The organism is Sphingomonas sp. Sph1(2015), assembly GCF_001970915.1.
In the GTDB taxonomy this organism is placed as follows: Bacteria; Pseudomonadota; Alphaproteobacteria; order Sphingomonadales; family Sphingomonadaceae; genus Sphingomonas; species Sphingomonas parapaucimobilis.
Genome location: NZ_MQUI01000067.1, coordinates 1 through 13,672 on the forward strand (window position 1 = coordinate 1; position 13,672 = coordinate 13,672).

The 13,672-nt window shown below is 67.3% G+C and carries 13 protein-coding genes; 7 read left to right on the plus strand and 6 right to left on the minus strand.

Annotation, left to right across the window (positions count from 1 at the left end):
• Positions 1–52 precede the first annotated feature (52 nt).
• Positions 53–418 (minus strand): JAB domain-containing protein, encoded by a 366-nt coding sequence (locus tag BSZ14_RS17480; RefSeq protein WP_076711881.1) that lies wholly within the window; start codon positions 416–418, stop codon positions 53–55.
• Between the two features lie 123 nt (positions 419–541).
• Between BSZ14_RS17480 and BSZ14_RS17485 the strand changes: the two genes are divergently transcribed.
• The 7 genes from BSZ14_RS17485 (at position 542) to BSZ14_RS17515 (ending at position 7,723) form a co-directional block, all read left to right on the plus strand.
• Complete coding sequence (locus BSZ14_RS17485; RefSeq protein ID WP_076711882.1) at positions 542–1,336, plus strand: thymidylate synthase; 795 nt, start codon at positions 542–544, stop codon at positions 1,334–1,336.
• Complete coding sequence (locus BSZ14_RS17490; protein ID WP_042489673.1) at positions 1,333–1,800, plus strand: dihydrofolate reductase; 468 nt, start codon at positions 1,333–1,335, stop codon at positions 1,798–1,800. Before BSZ14_RS17485 ends, BSZ14_RS17490 begins: the two co-directional genes overlap by 4 nt.
• 148 nt (positions 1,801–1,948) lie before the next feature.
• Positions 1,949–2,980: a GGDEF domain-containing protein gene (locus BSZ14_RS17495; protein ID WP_076711883.1), complete on the plus strand. Its 1,032-nt coding sequence runs from the start codon at positions 1,949–1,951 to the stop codon at positions 2,978–2,980.
• 32 nt (positions 2,981–3,012) lie between these two features.
• Positions 3,013–3,951: a bifunctional riboflavin kinase/FAD synthetase gene (locus tag BSZ14_RS17500; protein WP_076711884.1), complete on the plus strand. Its 939-nt coding sequence runs from the start codon at positions 3,013–3,015 to the stop codon at positions 3,949–3,951.
• Positions 3,952–3,986: 35 nt separating this feature from the next.
• Positions 3,987–6,818, plus strand: a complete 2,832-nt coding sequence (gene ileS / locus BSZ14_RS17505; RefSeq protein ID WP_076711885.1) for an isoleucine--tRNA ligase — start codon at positions 3,987–3,989, stop codon at positions 6,816–6,818.
• Positions 6,811–7,317 (plus strand): signal peptidase II, encoded by a 507-nt coding sequence (lspA, locus tag BSZ14_RS17510; RefSeq protein ID WP_042489681.1) that lies wholly within the window; start codon positions 6,811–6,813, stop codon positions 7,315–7,317. The genes ileS and lspA overlap by 8 nt, the downstream gene beginning before the upstream one ends.
• On the plus strand, positions 7,310–7,723 hold the full coding sequence (locus BSZ14_RS17515) for a DUF3035 domain-containing protein (RefSeq protein WP_042489683.1): 414 nt from the start codon (positions 7,310–7,312) through the stop codon (positions 7,721–7,723). The genes lspA and BSZ14_RS17515 overlap by 8 nt, the downstream gene beginning before the upstream one ends.
• Positions 7,724–7,935: 212 nt before the next feature.
• On the opposite strand, the gene BSZ14_RS17520 is transcribed toward BSZ14_RS17515, so the two are convergent.
• The 5 genes from BSZ14_RS17520 to BSZ14_RS17540 all read right to left on the minus strand — a co-directional run bounded on the left by BSZ14_RS17520 (position 7,936) and on the right by BSZ14_RS17540 (position 13,599).
• Complete coding sequence (locus BSZ14_RS17520) at positions 7,936–9,090, minus strand: energy transducer TonB (protein ID WP_241823818.1); 1,155 nt, start codon at positions 9,088–9,090, stop codon at positions 7,936–7,938.
• Between the two features lie 140 nt (positions 9,091–9,230).
• Entirely contained in the window at positions 9,231–10,067 is an 837-nt protein-coding gene (locus BSZ14_RS17525) for a TorF family putative porin (protein WP_076711886.1), read from the minus strand.
• A gap of 195 nt (positions 10,068–10,262) precedes the next feature.
• On the minus strand, positions 10,263–11,555 hold the full coding sequence (locus tag BSZ14_RS17530; RefSeq protein WP_076711887.1) for a mechanosensitive ion channel family protein: 1,293 nt from the start codon (positions 11,553–11,555) through the stop codon (positions 10,263–10,265).
• Positions 11,552–12,748: a cystathionine beta-lyase gene (gene metC / locus BSZ14_RS17535; protein ID WP_076711890.1), complete on the minus strand. Its 1,197-nt coding sequence runs from the start codon at positions 12,746–12,748 to the stop codon at positions 11,552–11,554. The genes BSZ14_RS17530 and metC overlap by 4 nt, the downstream gene beginning before the upstream one ends.
• Positions 12,749–12,753: 5 nt before the next feature.
• A complete protein-coding gene (locus tag BSZ14_RS17540) occupies positions 12,754–13,599 on the minus strand; it encodes a sulfurtransferase (protein WP_076711888.1) in 846 nt (281 codons plus the stop codon).
• Positions 13,600–13,672: the final 73 nt, after the last annotated feature.

A 13,672-nucleotide genomic window follows, 5' to 3' on the forward strand; every position in this document is an offset into this window, starting at 1 on the left:
CCCCAAACCCCTCCCCCCTGCCGGGAGGAGGGGCTTTCAGCGGAGGAGGGTTTCAGAGCATCCCTTCTTCTCGCAGGCTCACAACCGAACCGTGTCCCAGGATCAGGTGATCGAGCAGCATCACGTCCAGCGCCGCCAACCCCTGCGCCAGCCGCCGGGTCAGCGCCAGGTCCGCCGCGCTGGGGCGGGTGTCGCCATCGGGGTGGTTGTGCGCGATCAGCACTGCACCGGCCCCCAGCAGGATCGCATCGCGGGCGATCCGGGCGACCGGAACCGTCACCGAATCGCTGTGCCCCGCGACATGGCGCAAGCCCAACAGCATCCGTTCCGAACCCAGATAGGCGATCCCCATCGCCTCGCCGCCGTCGCGATCCAATCCGGCGAACAGCGCCAGCGCATCCTGGCGCGTGCGGATCATCGGGGCAGGGCGGGGTAAGCGGTACACCGACGGAAGTGCCCGAATCGCGGGCCGGACGCAGCTTCATCCCGCGCCGATCCGGTTCGGCTTGGCTCCGGCCGCGCGCGGCGCTAGGCCCGGATCATGCGGCAATATCTCGATCTCATGGACCGGGTCCTGACCCAGGGCGTGCAGCAGATGGACCGGACCGGCACCGGCACGCTGTCGGTCTTCGGCCACCAGATGCGGTTCGACCTGGCCAAGGGCTTTCCGGCCCTGACCACCAAGAAGCTCCACCTGCGCTCGATCATCGTCGAACTTTTGTGGTTCCTGCGCGGCGACACCAATGTCCGTTGGCTGCAGGATCGCCGGGTGAGCATCTGGGACGAATGGGCCGACGAGCAGGGCGATCTCGGCCCGGTCTATGGCAAGCAGTGGCGCGACTGGGCGACGGCGGATGGCCGCCATATCGACCAGATCGCCGAGTTGGTGGAGCAGATCCGCACCCAGCCCGCCTCGCGCCGCCAGATCGTGTCCGCATGGAACCCCGGCGACCTCCACGCCATGGCACTGGCGCCCTGCCACTGCCTGTTCCAGACCCATGTCGCGAACGGCCGCCTGTCGCTGCAACTCTATCAGCGCTCGGCCGATATCTTTCTGGGCGTGCCGTTCAACATCGCCTCCTATGCGCTGCTGACCCATATGCTGGCGCAGCAATGCGATCTGGAGGTGGGCGAGTTCATCTGGACCGGCGGCGACTGCCACTTGTATCTGAACCATCTGGAGCAGGCCAAGACCCAGCTGGGCCGCGAGCCGGGCGCGCTGCCCCGCCTCGAAATCCTGCGCCGCCCCGACGCCATCGACGGCTATGAGCCGGAGGATTTCGTCCTTCACGACTATGTCGCGCAACCCCATATCAAGGCGCCGGTCGCGATATGATCACGCTCGTCCTCGCCCGCGCGCGAAACGGGGTGATCGGGCGCGATGGGGGGCTGCCCTGGCACCTGCCCGCCGACCTCAAGCGCTTCAAGGCGCTGACCATGGGCAAGCCGATGATCATGGGCCGCAAGACCTTCGACAGCTTTCCCGCGCCGCTGCCCGGGCGACGGCATATCGTCCTGACCCGCGACCATGACTGGAGCGCACCGGGCGCGGAGGTCGCGCACGACGTCGCGGGTGCGCTTGCGCTGGCGGGTGAGGGGCCGGTGGCGGTGATCGGCGGCGCGGAAATCTTCGACCTGTTCCGCGACATCGCCGATCGGGTGGAATTGACCGAAATCAATATCGACGCCGAGGGTGATACTGTTGTCGATGCGTTTTCAAGTTGGCGCGAAGTCGAGCGACAGGATCATCCCGCTGTCGATGGGCGCCCATCCTATTCCTTTGTGACGCTGGAGCGATAACAGAAGGGCGCGGCCTTCGCCGCACCTGACCGGTTTGACGAAAAACCCCTCAACCTATCTTCATTTGTTGATGCGATATCCGTAAACCCATGGTCGGATAAAGAATCGCGGCATCAACCGCATTCGTCTTGGCAGCGGGCAGTGTCGGATGATCATCGACGGGGGGAGTGCGCAGGGGTGTCGGACGGGCAGCGATCCGGTCGGCCTTCTCGACGCCAGTCACGAAGCGGTCGCGTTCCTCGATCGGCATCGACTGGCCCGGACCACCACCAGCTACGCGCTGGCGTTGCAGGCGATCCTCCACCCCTATGGCCCGCTCGGCGGAGAGGTCGCGCGGCGGACCGATGGCGGTGTTCGCCTGACCGAAGACGATGTCCGCGAGCTGATGCCGCTGGTCCGCGAGCATGAAGTGGCCGACCTGGGGCTCGGCCGGATCCAGATGGAGCAGGATCTGGGTGAACAGGCCGAGACGCTGGAGGCGCTGACTTCTGACGCCAGGGCGATTACCAGCGATTTCTCGGAACAGGTCATGGCGCTGTCCCATGCGCATTGCAGCAACGATGTCGGCCCCGACACCCGCGCCATCGCCACCCTGCTCGAACAGCTGATCGCCCGCATTTCCAAGACCGAACGCGACCTGGAGGAACTGGCCGGCAATATCGCGGGTCTGCGCTCCCGGATGGAGCCCGGCGAAACCGACGACCGCATCGACCCGCTGACCGGCGTGACCAGCCGGACGGGCGCGCGGGCGATGGTCGAGAGGCTGGCCAGCGAGCCGCATGGCTATGTGCTGGCGGCGTGCAGCCTGGACGATCTGGAGGGGATCAACGAACGTTACGGGCGCTCGGTCGCCGACAATGTGCTGCGCGCCTTCGTCGCCACGCTGCGCCAGGCGTGCGAGGGGACGGAGATCGTCCGCTGGCAGGGCAATCTGTTCCTCGTCGTGCTGCGCGGACGGCCATTGTCCACGCTGGCGGGCATGATGGAGGATGCGCGCGTCGCGATGCGCGAGCGGACGCTGCGGTTGCGCGGATCGGGGGAGCCGATCGGTGCGGTCACCATGTCGGGCGGTGTCGCGGTCGGCGTCGGCGTGCCGTTGGAGGACGTGCTGGTGCGTGCCGAGATGCTGCGCGATCTGGCCAGTGGCGGGCTGGGCAATCGCATCCTGTCGCGTGCCTAGCCAATTCGGCGCGGCCTGTTATAGCGCGGCCCATGCAGCGTGTTGACGGCGCGGGGCCTATCCCGGCGCATCTGGCGGGCGGAATCGTCGCGCTGGGCAATTTCGATGGTTTTCATCTGGGGCATCAGGCGGTGGTCGGTGCCGCCGTCGCACGCGCGCGGGCGGAAGGGCGGCCCGCGCTGGTCGCCACCTTCGATCCGCATCCGATCCGCTATTTCAGACCCGACGCCGCGCCGTTCCGCCTGACCACGCTCGACCAGCGCGAACGGCTGTTCGCGGCGGCGGGGGTGGACGCGATGGTGGTGTTCCGCTTCGACGAGGAACTGGCGGCGCTGTCGGCCGAGGATTTCGTGCAGGCACGGCTGCGCGCTGCGTTGCGGGTCGGCGGCGTGGTGACCGGCGAGGACTTCACCTTCGGTCGCGCGCGCAGCGGCGATGTGACGTCGCTGCGCGCCTGGGGTCGGGCGCATGGCTTTTCGACCGATGCGGTGGCGCCGGTGATGCTGGATGGCGAGACGATCTCGTCCAGCCGGATTCGCGCCGCGCTGATCGCGGGCGACCCGGAGACGGCGGCGCGGTTGCTGACCCGGCCCTACACCCTGCAAGGCGTGGTGCAGCATGGCGACAAGCTGGGCCGCACCATCGGCTATCCGACCGCCAATCTCGACATGGGCGAATATCTGCGCCCCGCCTACGGCATCTATGCGGTGCGCGGGCGGCTGGACGACGGGCGGGTTCTGGACGGCGCGGCCAATCTGGGCATCCGGCCCCAGTTCGATCCGCCCAAGGAATTGCTGGAGCCGCATTTCTTCGATTTCGACGGCGACCTTTACGGTCAACGCCTGACCGTCGAGCTGATCGACTATCTGCGGCCCGAGGCGAAGTTCGACTCGCTGGATGCCCTGGTCACGCAGATGGACACCGATTGTCTCCGTGCGCGCCAGATACTTTCGTCGCATAATCCGGCATGACGTGTTAACCTAAAGTCGTTAAGGGCGTGTCCCCTATGAGCGACGCGCCCGATTACCGCGACACCGTCTTCCTGCCGAAGACCGATTTCCCCATGAAGGCGGGACTTGCCGCCAAGGAACCGGCGATCCTGGATCGCTGGGCCAGGATGGGGCTGTACGACCGCCTCCGCCGCGAGCGTAGCGGGCGCGAGCGGTTCATCCTGCATGACGGCCCGCCTTATGCCAATGGCGACATCCATATGGGTCATGCGCTGAACAAGGTGCTGAAGGACATCATCGTCCGCTCGCAGACCCTGATGGGCAAGGACGCGCCCTATGTCCCCGGCTGGGACTGCCACGGCCTGCCGATCGAGTGGAAGGTCGAGGAAGCCTATCGCGCCAAGAAGCTGAACAAGGACGAGGTGCCCGTCGCGCAATTCCGCGCCGAGTGCCGCGCCTATGCCGATACCTGGGTGGGCACGCAGAAGGCGCAGTTCGAGCGGCTGGGCATCATGGGTGACTGGGCCAACCCGTATCTGACCATGACCTATGACGCCGAGGCGGTGATCGCGGGCGAGCTGTTGAAGTTCGCCCAGTCGGGCCAGCTCTATCGCGGGGCCAAGCCGGTCATGTGGTCGCCGGTCGAAAAGACCGCGCTGGCCGAGGCCGAGGTCGAATATGAGGACATCGTCTCGACCCAGATCGATGTCGGGTTCGAGGTGGCGAGCTGCCCCGAATATCCCGATCTGGTCGGCGCGCTGGCGGTCATCTGGACCACCACCCCCTGGACGATCCCGGTCAACCAGGCGCTGAGCTATGGCGAGGCGATCGACTATCTGCACTTCGAGAGCGCGGGGCGTCGCTATCTCGTCGCCGAGCCGCTGCTGCCCGCCTTCACCAAGCGGACCGGCATCGCGATGGAAACCTTCATCGCGCTCGCCAAGGGGCCGGTGCTGGAGGGTGCGACGGCGCTCCACCCGATGCACAAGCTGGGCGGTTTCTTCGCCAAGCCCCGCCCATTCCTGGCGGGCGAGTTCGTTACCACCGAGGCGGGTACGGGCCTGGTCCATATGGCCCCCGACCACGGCGAGGACGACTTCCTGCTGTGCAAGGCGCACGGCATCGATCCGGTCTTCGCGGTGCAGGGCGACGGCACCTATCGCCCCGACTGGGCATGGCTGGGCGGCCAGGGCAGCGTCATCAACAAGAAGTTCGTCGCCGCCGACGGCCCGATCTGTTCGGACCTGCGCGAAACGGGCGCACTGCTGTCGGCTTCCGATGATTTCCAGCACAGCTATCCGCATAGCTGGCGGTCCAAGGCGAAGGTCATCTTCCGCGCCACGCCGCAATGGTTCATCCCGATGGACCGCGCCGACAGCTCGCTGATCCCCGATCTGGCGATGGCCAATGTCGACCCGATATCGGGCGTGACGCCGCTGCTGACCGTGCCGCTGGGCAATGGCGCGACGCTGCGCCAGACCGCGCTGGACGCGATCGAACGCACCCGTTGGGTGCCCGAGCGCAGCCGCAACCGTATCCGCTCGATGGTCGAGGGCCGCCCCGACTGGGTCATTAGCCGCCAGCGCGCCTGGGGCGTGCCGATCGCGCTCTATGTGAACCGCCAGACCGGCGAATATCTGGCGGACAAGGCGGTCAACGCCCGCATCCTCGATGCCTTCCGTACAGGCGGGGCGGATGCGTGGTTCACCGCCGATCACCAGGCGCTGCTGGGTGCCGACTATAATCTGGCCGATTACGAGCCGGTCAACGACATCCTCGACGTGTGGTTCGACTCCGGCTCGACCCATGCCTTCGTGATCGAGGCGCGCTACGGCGAGGGTACGCGCGCGAACCTGTATCTCGAAGGATCGGACCAGCATCGCGGCTGGTTCCAGTCGTCGCTGCTCGAATCCTGCGGCACGCGCGGGCGTGCGCCTTATGACGCGGTGCTGACCCATGGCTTCGCGCTCGACGGGCAGGGGCGCAAAATGTCCAAGTCGCTGGGCAATGTCGTCGATCCGCTGAAGATCATCGGCGAGTCGGGCGCCGACATCCTGCGCATCTGGACCGCCTCGACCGATTATTTCGAGGATGTGCGCATCGGCAAGGAGGTGCTCGCCACCGCCTCGGACAGCTATCGCAAGCTGCGCAACACCTTCCGCTATCTGCTCGGCGCGCTCGACGGGTTTACGGAAGAGGAGCGCATCTCGTTCGACGCGATGCCCGAGCTGGAGCGTTATGTCCTCGCTCGCCTGACCGCGCTCGACACCGAGCTGCGGCGTGCGGCGGACGCGTTCGAGTTCAACCGCTATCTGCGCGCGCTGACCGATTTCGCGAATGAGGACCTGTCGGCCTTCTTCTTCGATATCCGCAAGGACTCGCTGTACTGTGACGCCGCGACCGATCCCAAGCGGCGCAGCTATCGCACCGTGCTGGACATCCTGTTCCACGCGCTGGTCCGCTATGCCGCGCCGATCCTGTGCTTCACCGCCGAGGAAGTGTGGCAGTCGCGCTTCCCGTCGGAAGATGGTTCGGTCCATCTGCTCGAATGGCCGGAATTGCCGCAGCTGGGCGAGGACGAGGCGCTGATGGCGCGCTGGACCGAGATCAGGGGCCTTCGCGCGCAAGTGACCGAGGCGATCGAGCCGCTGCGCCGTGAAAAGACCGTGCGTTCGTCGAACGAGGCCGAGGTGACGGTCCCGTCGCTGCCGCTGGAGCCGCACGCTCTGGCCGAGGCGTTCATCGTCGCCGATGTGCGGATCGCCGATACGGTCTCCGTGACTCGGACGGACAAGCACAAATGCGGCCGCTGCTGGCGTCATCTGCCCGATGTGGCGGCGGATGGCGAATTGTGCGGCCGCTGCGCCGAGGTGGTCGCGCATGGCTAATCTGCCCAAGCGTGGACTGGTGACGGCGCTGGCGCTGTTCCTGGTCGATCAGGTCATCAAATGGGCGGTGACCGGGCCGATGGGCCTCCGGTCGTTGGGTGACGTGCGCGAGATCATGCCGATCTTCAACCTGCGTTTCGTGCCCAATTACGGCATTTCGCTGGGCCTGCTGACCGCCGACAGCAACGCGTCGCGCTGGGCGCTGGTCGCGATGACCGGAGCGATCGCGCTGGCGGTGGCCTTCTGGATGACGCGCGAGCGTAACCCGGTCGATCAGGTCGCGCTCGGCTGCGTGCTGGGCGGGGCGCTGGGCAATATCATCGACCGGGTGCGTTTCGGCTATGTCGTCGACTTCGCCGATCTGCACTTCGGCGAGTGGCGTCCGTTTTTGGTCTTCAATGTCGCCGATGCAGCGATTACGATAGGCGTTCTGGTTTTGCTGGCCCGCGCGCTTCTCGTGCGCGACCGGCCCGCTCCCGTGGAGAAGAGCAATGCGTAAGTTGGTGCCCGTCATCGCAGGTCTGTCCTGCGCCGCGTTGCTGACGGGATGTGGGGCCGGGCGTGGCCTCGACCGGGCGCGCCCCGACGAATTCGCCGTCGCGCGCCAGCCCTCGCTGGTGATCCCGCCCGACTTCGCGCTGGTCCCGCCGCAGCCGGGCGCCGCGCCCGTCCAGACCCGCAGCGGCCAACAGCAGACGCTGGATGCGCTGTTCGGCGGTCAGGCGGCGCGTAGCCAGTCGGAATATGGCCTGGTGCAGAATGCCGGTGCCGACAGCGCCGATGCGGGTATCCGCTCGTCGGTCGGCGATCCCGGCACCAACGTCGTCGACAAGGGTGCGACCACCCGCGACATCGTCGCCGCCCCCGAAGGCGACGGCCAGGACGCACGCGCCGCGACCAAGTGACGCCGGGCGAGTGTTAGGGAAAGGGCCGGGGGCGGATCGCCTTCCCGGCCCTTTTTCGTTGGGCATCGATTGGGCTGATGCACCCCTCCCCTTCAGGGGAGGGGCCGGGGGTGGGGCGCTTCCGCAAGCATAGTGTTCGTGGCGGTGCCCCACCCCAACCCCTCCCCTGAAGGGGAGGGGCTAAGCTTGGGTCAGACTCATGTCCTGCCGCTTCACGTCCCAGGCACCGGCGCGCCGCCTTCGCCACCTGCGCTGGGCGCGGGTTCGGGCGCGATCTTGAACCGCACCCGGTCGACGCAGCCGGTATAGCCCTGTTGGCTGGCGGGCAATTTCGCATCGCGGATCATCGCCAGCGCCTGATCGCCAAAGCCGTCCGCCGGTTGGGCGGCGATGACCCTCAGATTGCCCGTCTGGCCCCAAGGCGCGACGTCATAGCCGATGACCGCCCAGCCCTCGATCGAGCGGCGGCGATAGGGTTCGGGGAAGCGCAGCTGCGGCGGCACGGCCCAGCCATGCTCGTCGGGGCAGTTGCCCGCGAGCTTGGTGGCGCGGATCGCCTCGGGCATGTCGGGGGCGGGCAGCTTCGCCGCCGCGCGCCAATAGGGATAGAGGCAGCCGCTCCTGGCACCCTTGGTAAAGCGGGATTCGCGGATGGCCTTCAACGCGGCGGCATCCAGCGCGCGATTGCCTGTCCCCGCCAGCAGCGCGGCTCCACGCGTCCGCCCGCCCGCATCGACGTCATAACGGATCATCGACCAGTCCTGCACGCCGGGCGTTGCGGGAATGGTCGCAAAATCGGGGAAGTGCCGTTCGAGCGGTTGCGGCTGAGGATTGGTCAGGCAGTCGCCGCCCGCATCGCGAATCCGCTGCCAGCCCTCCTCGGGCAGCGGCCCCGTGACGGGATGGACGGTATAGGCCATCAGCTCCAGCCCATCCGCCCCCGCCAGCGCGCTGCTGCGCATCATATAGGTGACGGTGCAATCCTGCTGCGGGGCCTGGGGGGCGAAGCGGCTGGCGGCCAGGGCGGGTTCTACATCGTCGGACAGCGGCACGAAGCCCGTCGTCTCGCGGGTCAGCGACACCGGGCGGCCGGTCGGATCGATCGCGAAATGCAGGGTCATCGCGTTCTGCGTGGCATTGCCGACCCAGCCGAGCTGATTCCAGGGCCGCCGGATCGGCTGTCCCGTCACCGGCACGCCGTGGCAGCGTATCTCGCCCGGCACCCACTGGACCAGCACCCGGCCCGAGCCGCCGGGCTTTGTCGGCGCGATGGGGAGCGCGTTCTGGAGCGACCAGGCCGCAGCGGACGGAACGACCAGCGCGGACAACAGGGCGAGGGACAGGGCAGCGTGGCGGAACCGGATCATCGAACGCACTCCACGACGAGAGGGCGTCAGCTTAGGCGCGTCTTCGGCCCGAGGCGAGGGGGCTTTCCTGCCGCTGCCATGGAAAAGGGCGGCGCCGTCACCGGCACCGCCCCTTCACCCCCGAAAAGCCATTATATCCTTTAGAAAGCGGCGGTCAGCGAGAACACCACCGTCGCATCCGAGATCGAGGCGCCCCCCGGCACCTGACCCTGCGAGAAGTTCGGCTGGATATAGGCCGCCTTCGACTTGGTGATGTCGGTGTCGATATACGACACGTTGAAGGTCAGGTTCTTGTACGCCGCGACATCGGCGCCCAGCGACCAGTCCCAATAGCTGCCGGTCGGCGACAGGCTGGTGCCGTTGGGGCCGAGGCCCGGATTGCCCTTGGAATAGCCGATATGCGCCTTGGCGGTGATCGGCGTGCCCGGGATCGCGGCGGCGCCGTCGCCGGTCAGGTAGACGTTGTCCCAACGCTGGCCCCGGCTGTACGAGGTGTTGGAGAAGTTGCCGAGCGAGGTTTGCTTGGGCGCGTAATAGGCCCCGGCGGTCAGCGTCGCGGGGCCGGCGGTGCCCGACAGGCGGCCGAAGAATTCGACCACGTCGGTCTCGGACGCGCCGCCCGGATAGGTGTACCAGGTCACGCCCGCATCGACGGTCGCGGTGCCGTATGTGTGCTTGTACCCGGCAATGCCGTCCAGCTCCATATTGGCGCCGCCGAACGTGCCCCAGCCCGCCAGGTTCGACGCGAAGGTGCCGATATAGAAGCCGCTTTCATGCGCGACGGTCAGCGCGGCCTGGACGGCGGCGTTCTTGTTGGTCTGCGACACGCCGCGAAGGCGATAGTCGGTCAGGATCGAAGCGCTGCCGCTGACCGTGATCGGTGAGGGCGGCGCGGTATCCGCACTGCTGTCCTGCGCAAAGGCGGGCGTCGCGGCGACCAGCGAGAGGCCGCCAAGGAGGATCGTGGAGAAGCGCATCGTTTCCCTTTCAAACGGAAATTCGATGTTCTCACCTGCAAGCTCGCATCGGTGCGGCCTCTGTATGTCGGGTGAACCCGGCGGACCGTCTGCCTTGGCAAGTCATGAAAGATTGGCAGGCCGTGGTGCGCTGCACAAGTATAATCGAACATGGACTGATGCTCGGGGGACGCGATGTTGCGCAAATAACACAGATCAAGCGTCGAGATTCTCGTGCCGCATCCCCGTCGGCAGCGAACGGATATGGATGTCGCGCTGGGGATAGGGCAGGCCGATGCCATGGTCCTTGAACAGGAACCACAGGCGGTTGAGCACGTCGGATCGGACATTGCCGACACCGCTTTCCGGGTCGCTGATCCACGCCAATATCTCATGCTGAAGCGAATAGTCGCCGAAGCTCATCAGCCAGACGGTCGGCTTGGGGCTTTTCAGGACGCGTGGCGATTCGTTGGCGGCGCGCAGCATCAGTTCCTGCGCGAGGCGCAGGTCATTGTCATAGGCGATGGAGACCGGGATGCGGACGCGGACGTTGCGGTCGGAATAGGACCAGTTCTCCACCTCCTGCGTCATCAGATTCTCGTTGGGGATCAGATGTTCCTTGCCGTCGCGGGTGATGATCGAGACGGCGCGCACGCCGATCTTGTTCACCCAGCCGATCTCGTTCTGGAGCGCGATGACGTCGCCCGGCTTGATCGAGCGGTCCATGAGGAGGATGATCCCGGCGATCAGATTGCCGATCGTCTTCTGCAAGCCGAAGCCGATCGCCAGGCCGAACCCGCCCGAGAACAGCGCCAGGCTGGTCAGGTCGATCTCCAGCAAATCCATCGCGAAGAAGAAGGCGAGGACGACGATGGCGATGCTGGCGAGCTTTTGGGCCAGCAGCTTCTGCGTCGGGTCCAGCCCGCGGGCATGGCCGATCCATTGCTCGGTGATCCGGGTGACGGCGCGGGTGACGGCCAGGATCGCGACCACCGTGACCAGCATCGTCACCAGCAGCATGACCGAGAAGCGGCGCGAGCCGACGGTAAAGCCGATCTGCTCGGCCAGGCGACTGACCGGCTCCAGCCCGCCGATCTCGCGGCTGAACAGCGCCACGAAACAGACGGTGGCGAAGACCCAGGCCAGCCAGCGCGGCAGGTTCAGCCCGCGCAGCAGCTGGAACCCGGCGCGCGCCACCGACGCGCCCAGCGCCAGCCCGATGGGAACCCCCGCCAGCGACTCCCAGGGCCAGATCGCGCCCAGCGTCATCAACAGGAAAGCGGCGGTGCCATGCCGGGTGATCGCGCAGATTCGCGCGTGCAGCGTCTCGCCCTTGGCGATGGCGAAACGCTGCACCATGGCGGCGATGGGCGGGCCGAGCCTGCGCCCCGCGATCACCCCGCCCGCCAGCATGGCGAGCGTCAGGACCGAGGCGACCGCCGCCTCCATGGCCTCGGCGCGGGTCGGCAGTTCGATGCCGCTCGCCTGAAGCCATTCGAACAGCGTCATCCGCGCGCGGCCCGGAAGCGGGAAAGCCCCCGATCGAGATCGGCGATCAGGTCGTCCGTATCCTCCAGCCCGATCTGAAGCCGGATCAGCGGCCCGGCGAAGTCGCGGCTGGTCACGCTGCGATAGCGATGCGGGTCGGCGGGGATGGCCAGGCTCTCATAGCCGCCCCAGCTGAACCCGAGCCCGAAATGGGCAAGGCCATCGAGCATCGCGGTGCGCGCGGCGTCGTTGCCGCCGTCGAGGACGAAGGCGAACAGTCCGCTCGATCCCAGGAAGTCGCGCGCGAAGACCTCATGGCCGGGGCAGGAGGGCAAAGCCGGGTGCAGCACCTGCGCCACGCCCGGCTGCTCGGCCAGCCACCGGGCGATGGCCAGCGCGCTCTGCTGATGCTGGGCGAGGCGCACGCCCATGGTGCGCAGGCCCCGGCTGCCCAGATAGGCGTCGTCGGGGCTGGCGACCTGACCCAGCTGGAAACTCGTGTCGCGCAAGGCCGCCCAGTGCGAGGGCGCGGCCGTCACCGACCCCAGCATCGCGTCGGAATGGCCGACGATATATTTGGTGCAGGCGAGAACCGTCAGGTCGACGCCCTTCTCGATCGCGGGGAAGAAGAGCGGCGTCGCCCAGGTATTGTCGAGGATCGTCGTGATGCCCTTGGCCTTGGCCACGCCGACGATGGCGGGAATGTCCTGCACCTCGAAGGTCAGCGAGCCGGGGCTTTCGAGGAAGATCGCGCGGGTCGCCGGGCCGATCAGATCGGCGATGCCGGACCCGACCAGCGGATCGTAGAAGCGCGTCGTGATCCCCATCCGCGCCAGCAGCCCGGTCGCCAGCCCGCGCGTCGGGTCATAGGCGCTGTCGACCAGCAGCAGCTCGTCGCCCGGCGACAGCACCGACAGCAGCGCCGCCGCGATCGCCGCCACGCCCGAGGGATAGAGGAAGGTCGCCTCCGCCCCCGGCTCCAGGCTGGTCAGCGCATCGGCCAGCGACCATTGGGTCGGCAGGCCCTTGCGGCCGTAGAACAGCTTCTCGTGCAGATCGCCCGCGCCGGTGGCGCGCATATGCGCGACATTGTCGTAGAGTACGGTCGAGCCGCGCCAGACGGGGACGTTGACCACGCCTTTGGTCCATTCCGCGCGGCGGCCCGCCTGGACCAGACGGGTGGCGGGCTTGATGGGCAGGTCGTCGTCGGTCATCGCGGTCAAACGTCTTTCGCTTTGGGGGTGCTGGGATCGGAACCCCATTCGGTCCAGCTGCCGTCATAGACCGGCATCAGCCCGCCGATCCGCTCCGCCCCGAAGGCGAGGACGCAGGCGGTGATACCCGATCCGCAGGTGGCGACCATCGGTCTGGCGGGATCTACTCCGGCGGCGGCGAAGGCGTCGGCGATCGCCGACGCAGACTTCCAGCGGCCGTCGGCCTCGAACAGCTTGGAGTAGGGCAGGTTCAGCGCACCGGGGATATGGCCGGGTTCGACACCGAGACGCGGCTCCGGCTCGGCGCCTGCGAAACGGCGGGGCGAGCGGGCGTCGACGATCTGTGCGTCACCCGCTTCGACATGGGTGAGCACTTCGCGAAGGCTGCGCACGCGTGCCAGATCGGCATGGGCGACGAACAGGCCGGGCGCTTCGGGGGCGCCTGCCGGGCCGACCATGACGGGATGACCGGCGGCGCGCCAAGCCTCCAGCCCGCCGTCGAGCAACGTCACCGACTTCGCGCCGAACAGGGTCAGCAGCCACCAGACCCGCGCGGAGCTGTGCAGTGGCGAGCGATCGTACAGGACGATCCGGTCGGCATGGCCGACACCCGCCTCGCTCATCGCATGGGCGAACTGCTCCGGCCCGGGGAGCGTCATCGGCAGATCGCTCTCCCGATCGGCGAGCGCCCCCAGCGGCAGGAAGCGTGCGCCGGGAATATGCCCGTCCTCAAAGCCGCGCCGGGCCGAAGTGCCGTCCGCATCGTCGAGAAAATAGGTGACGTCGAGGATGCGCACGTCCGCCTCGCCCGCGATCGCGGAAAGGTCTTGCGGGGTGATGAGTGGCGGCATGGTGCTTCCCCTTGGTTGCTGCCCCGTACCTAGGCGCGTTGGGGGCGGGCTCGCAAGCCAAGCTGAAGCCCCT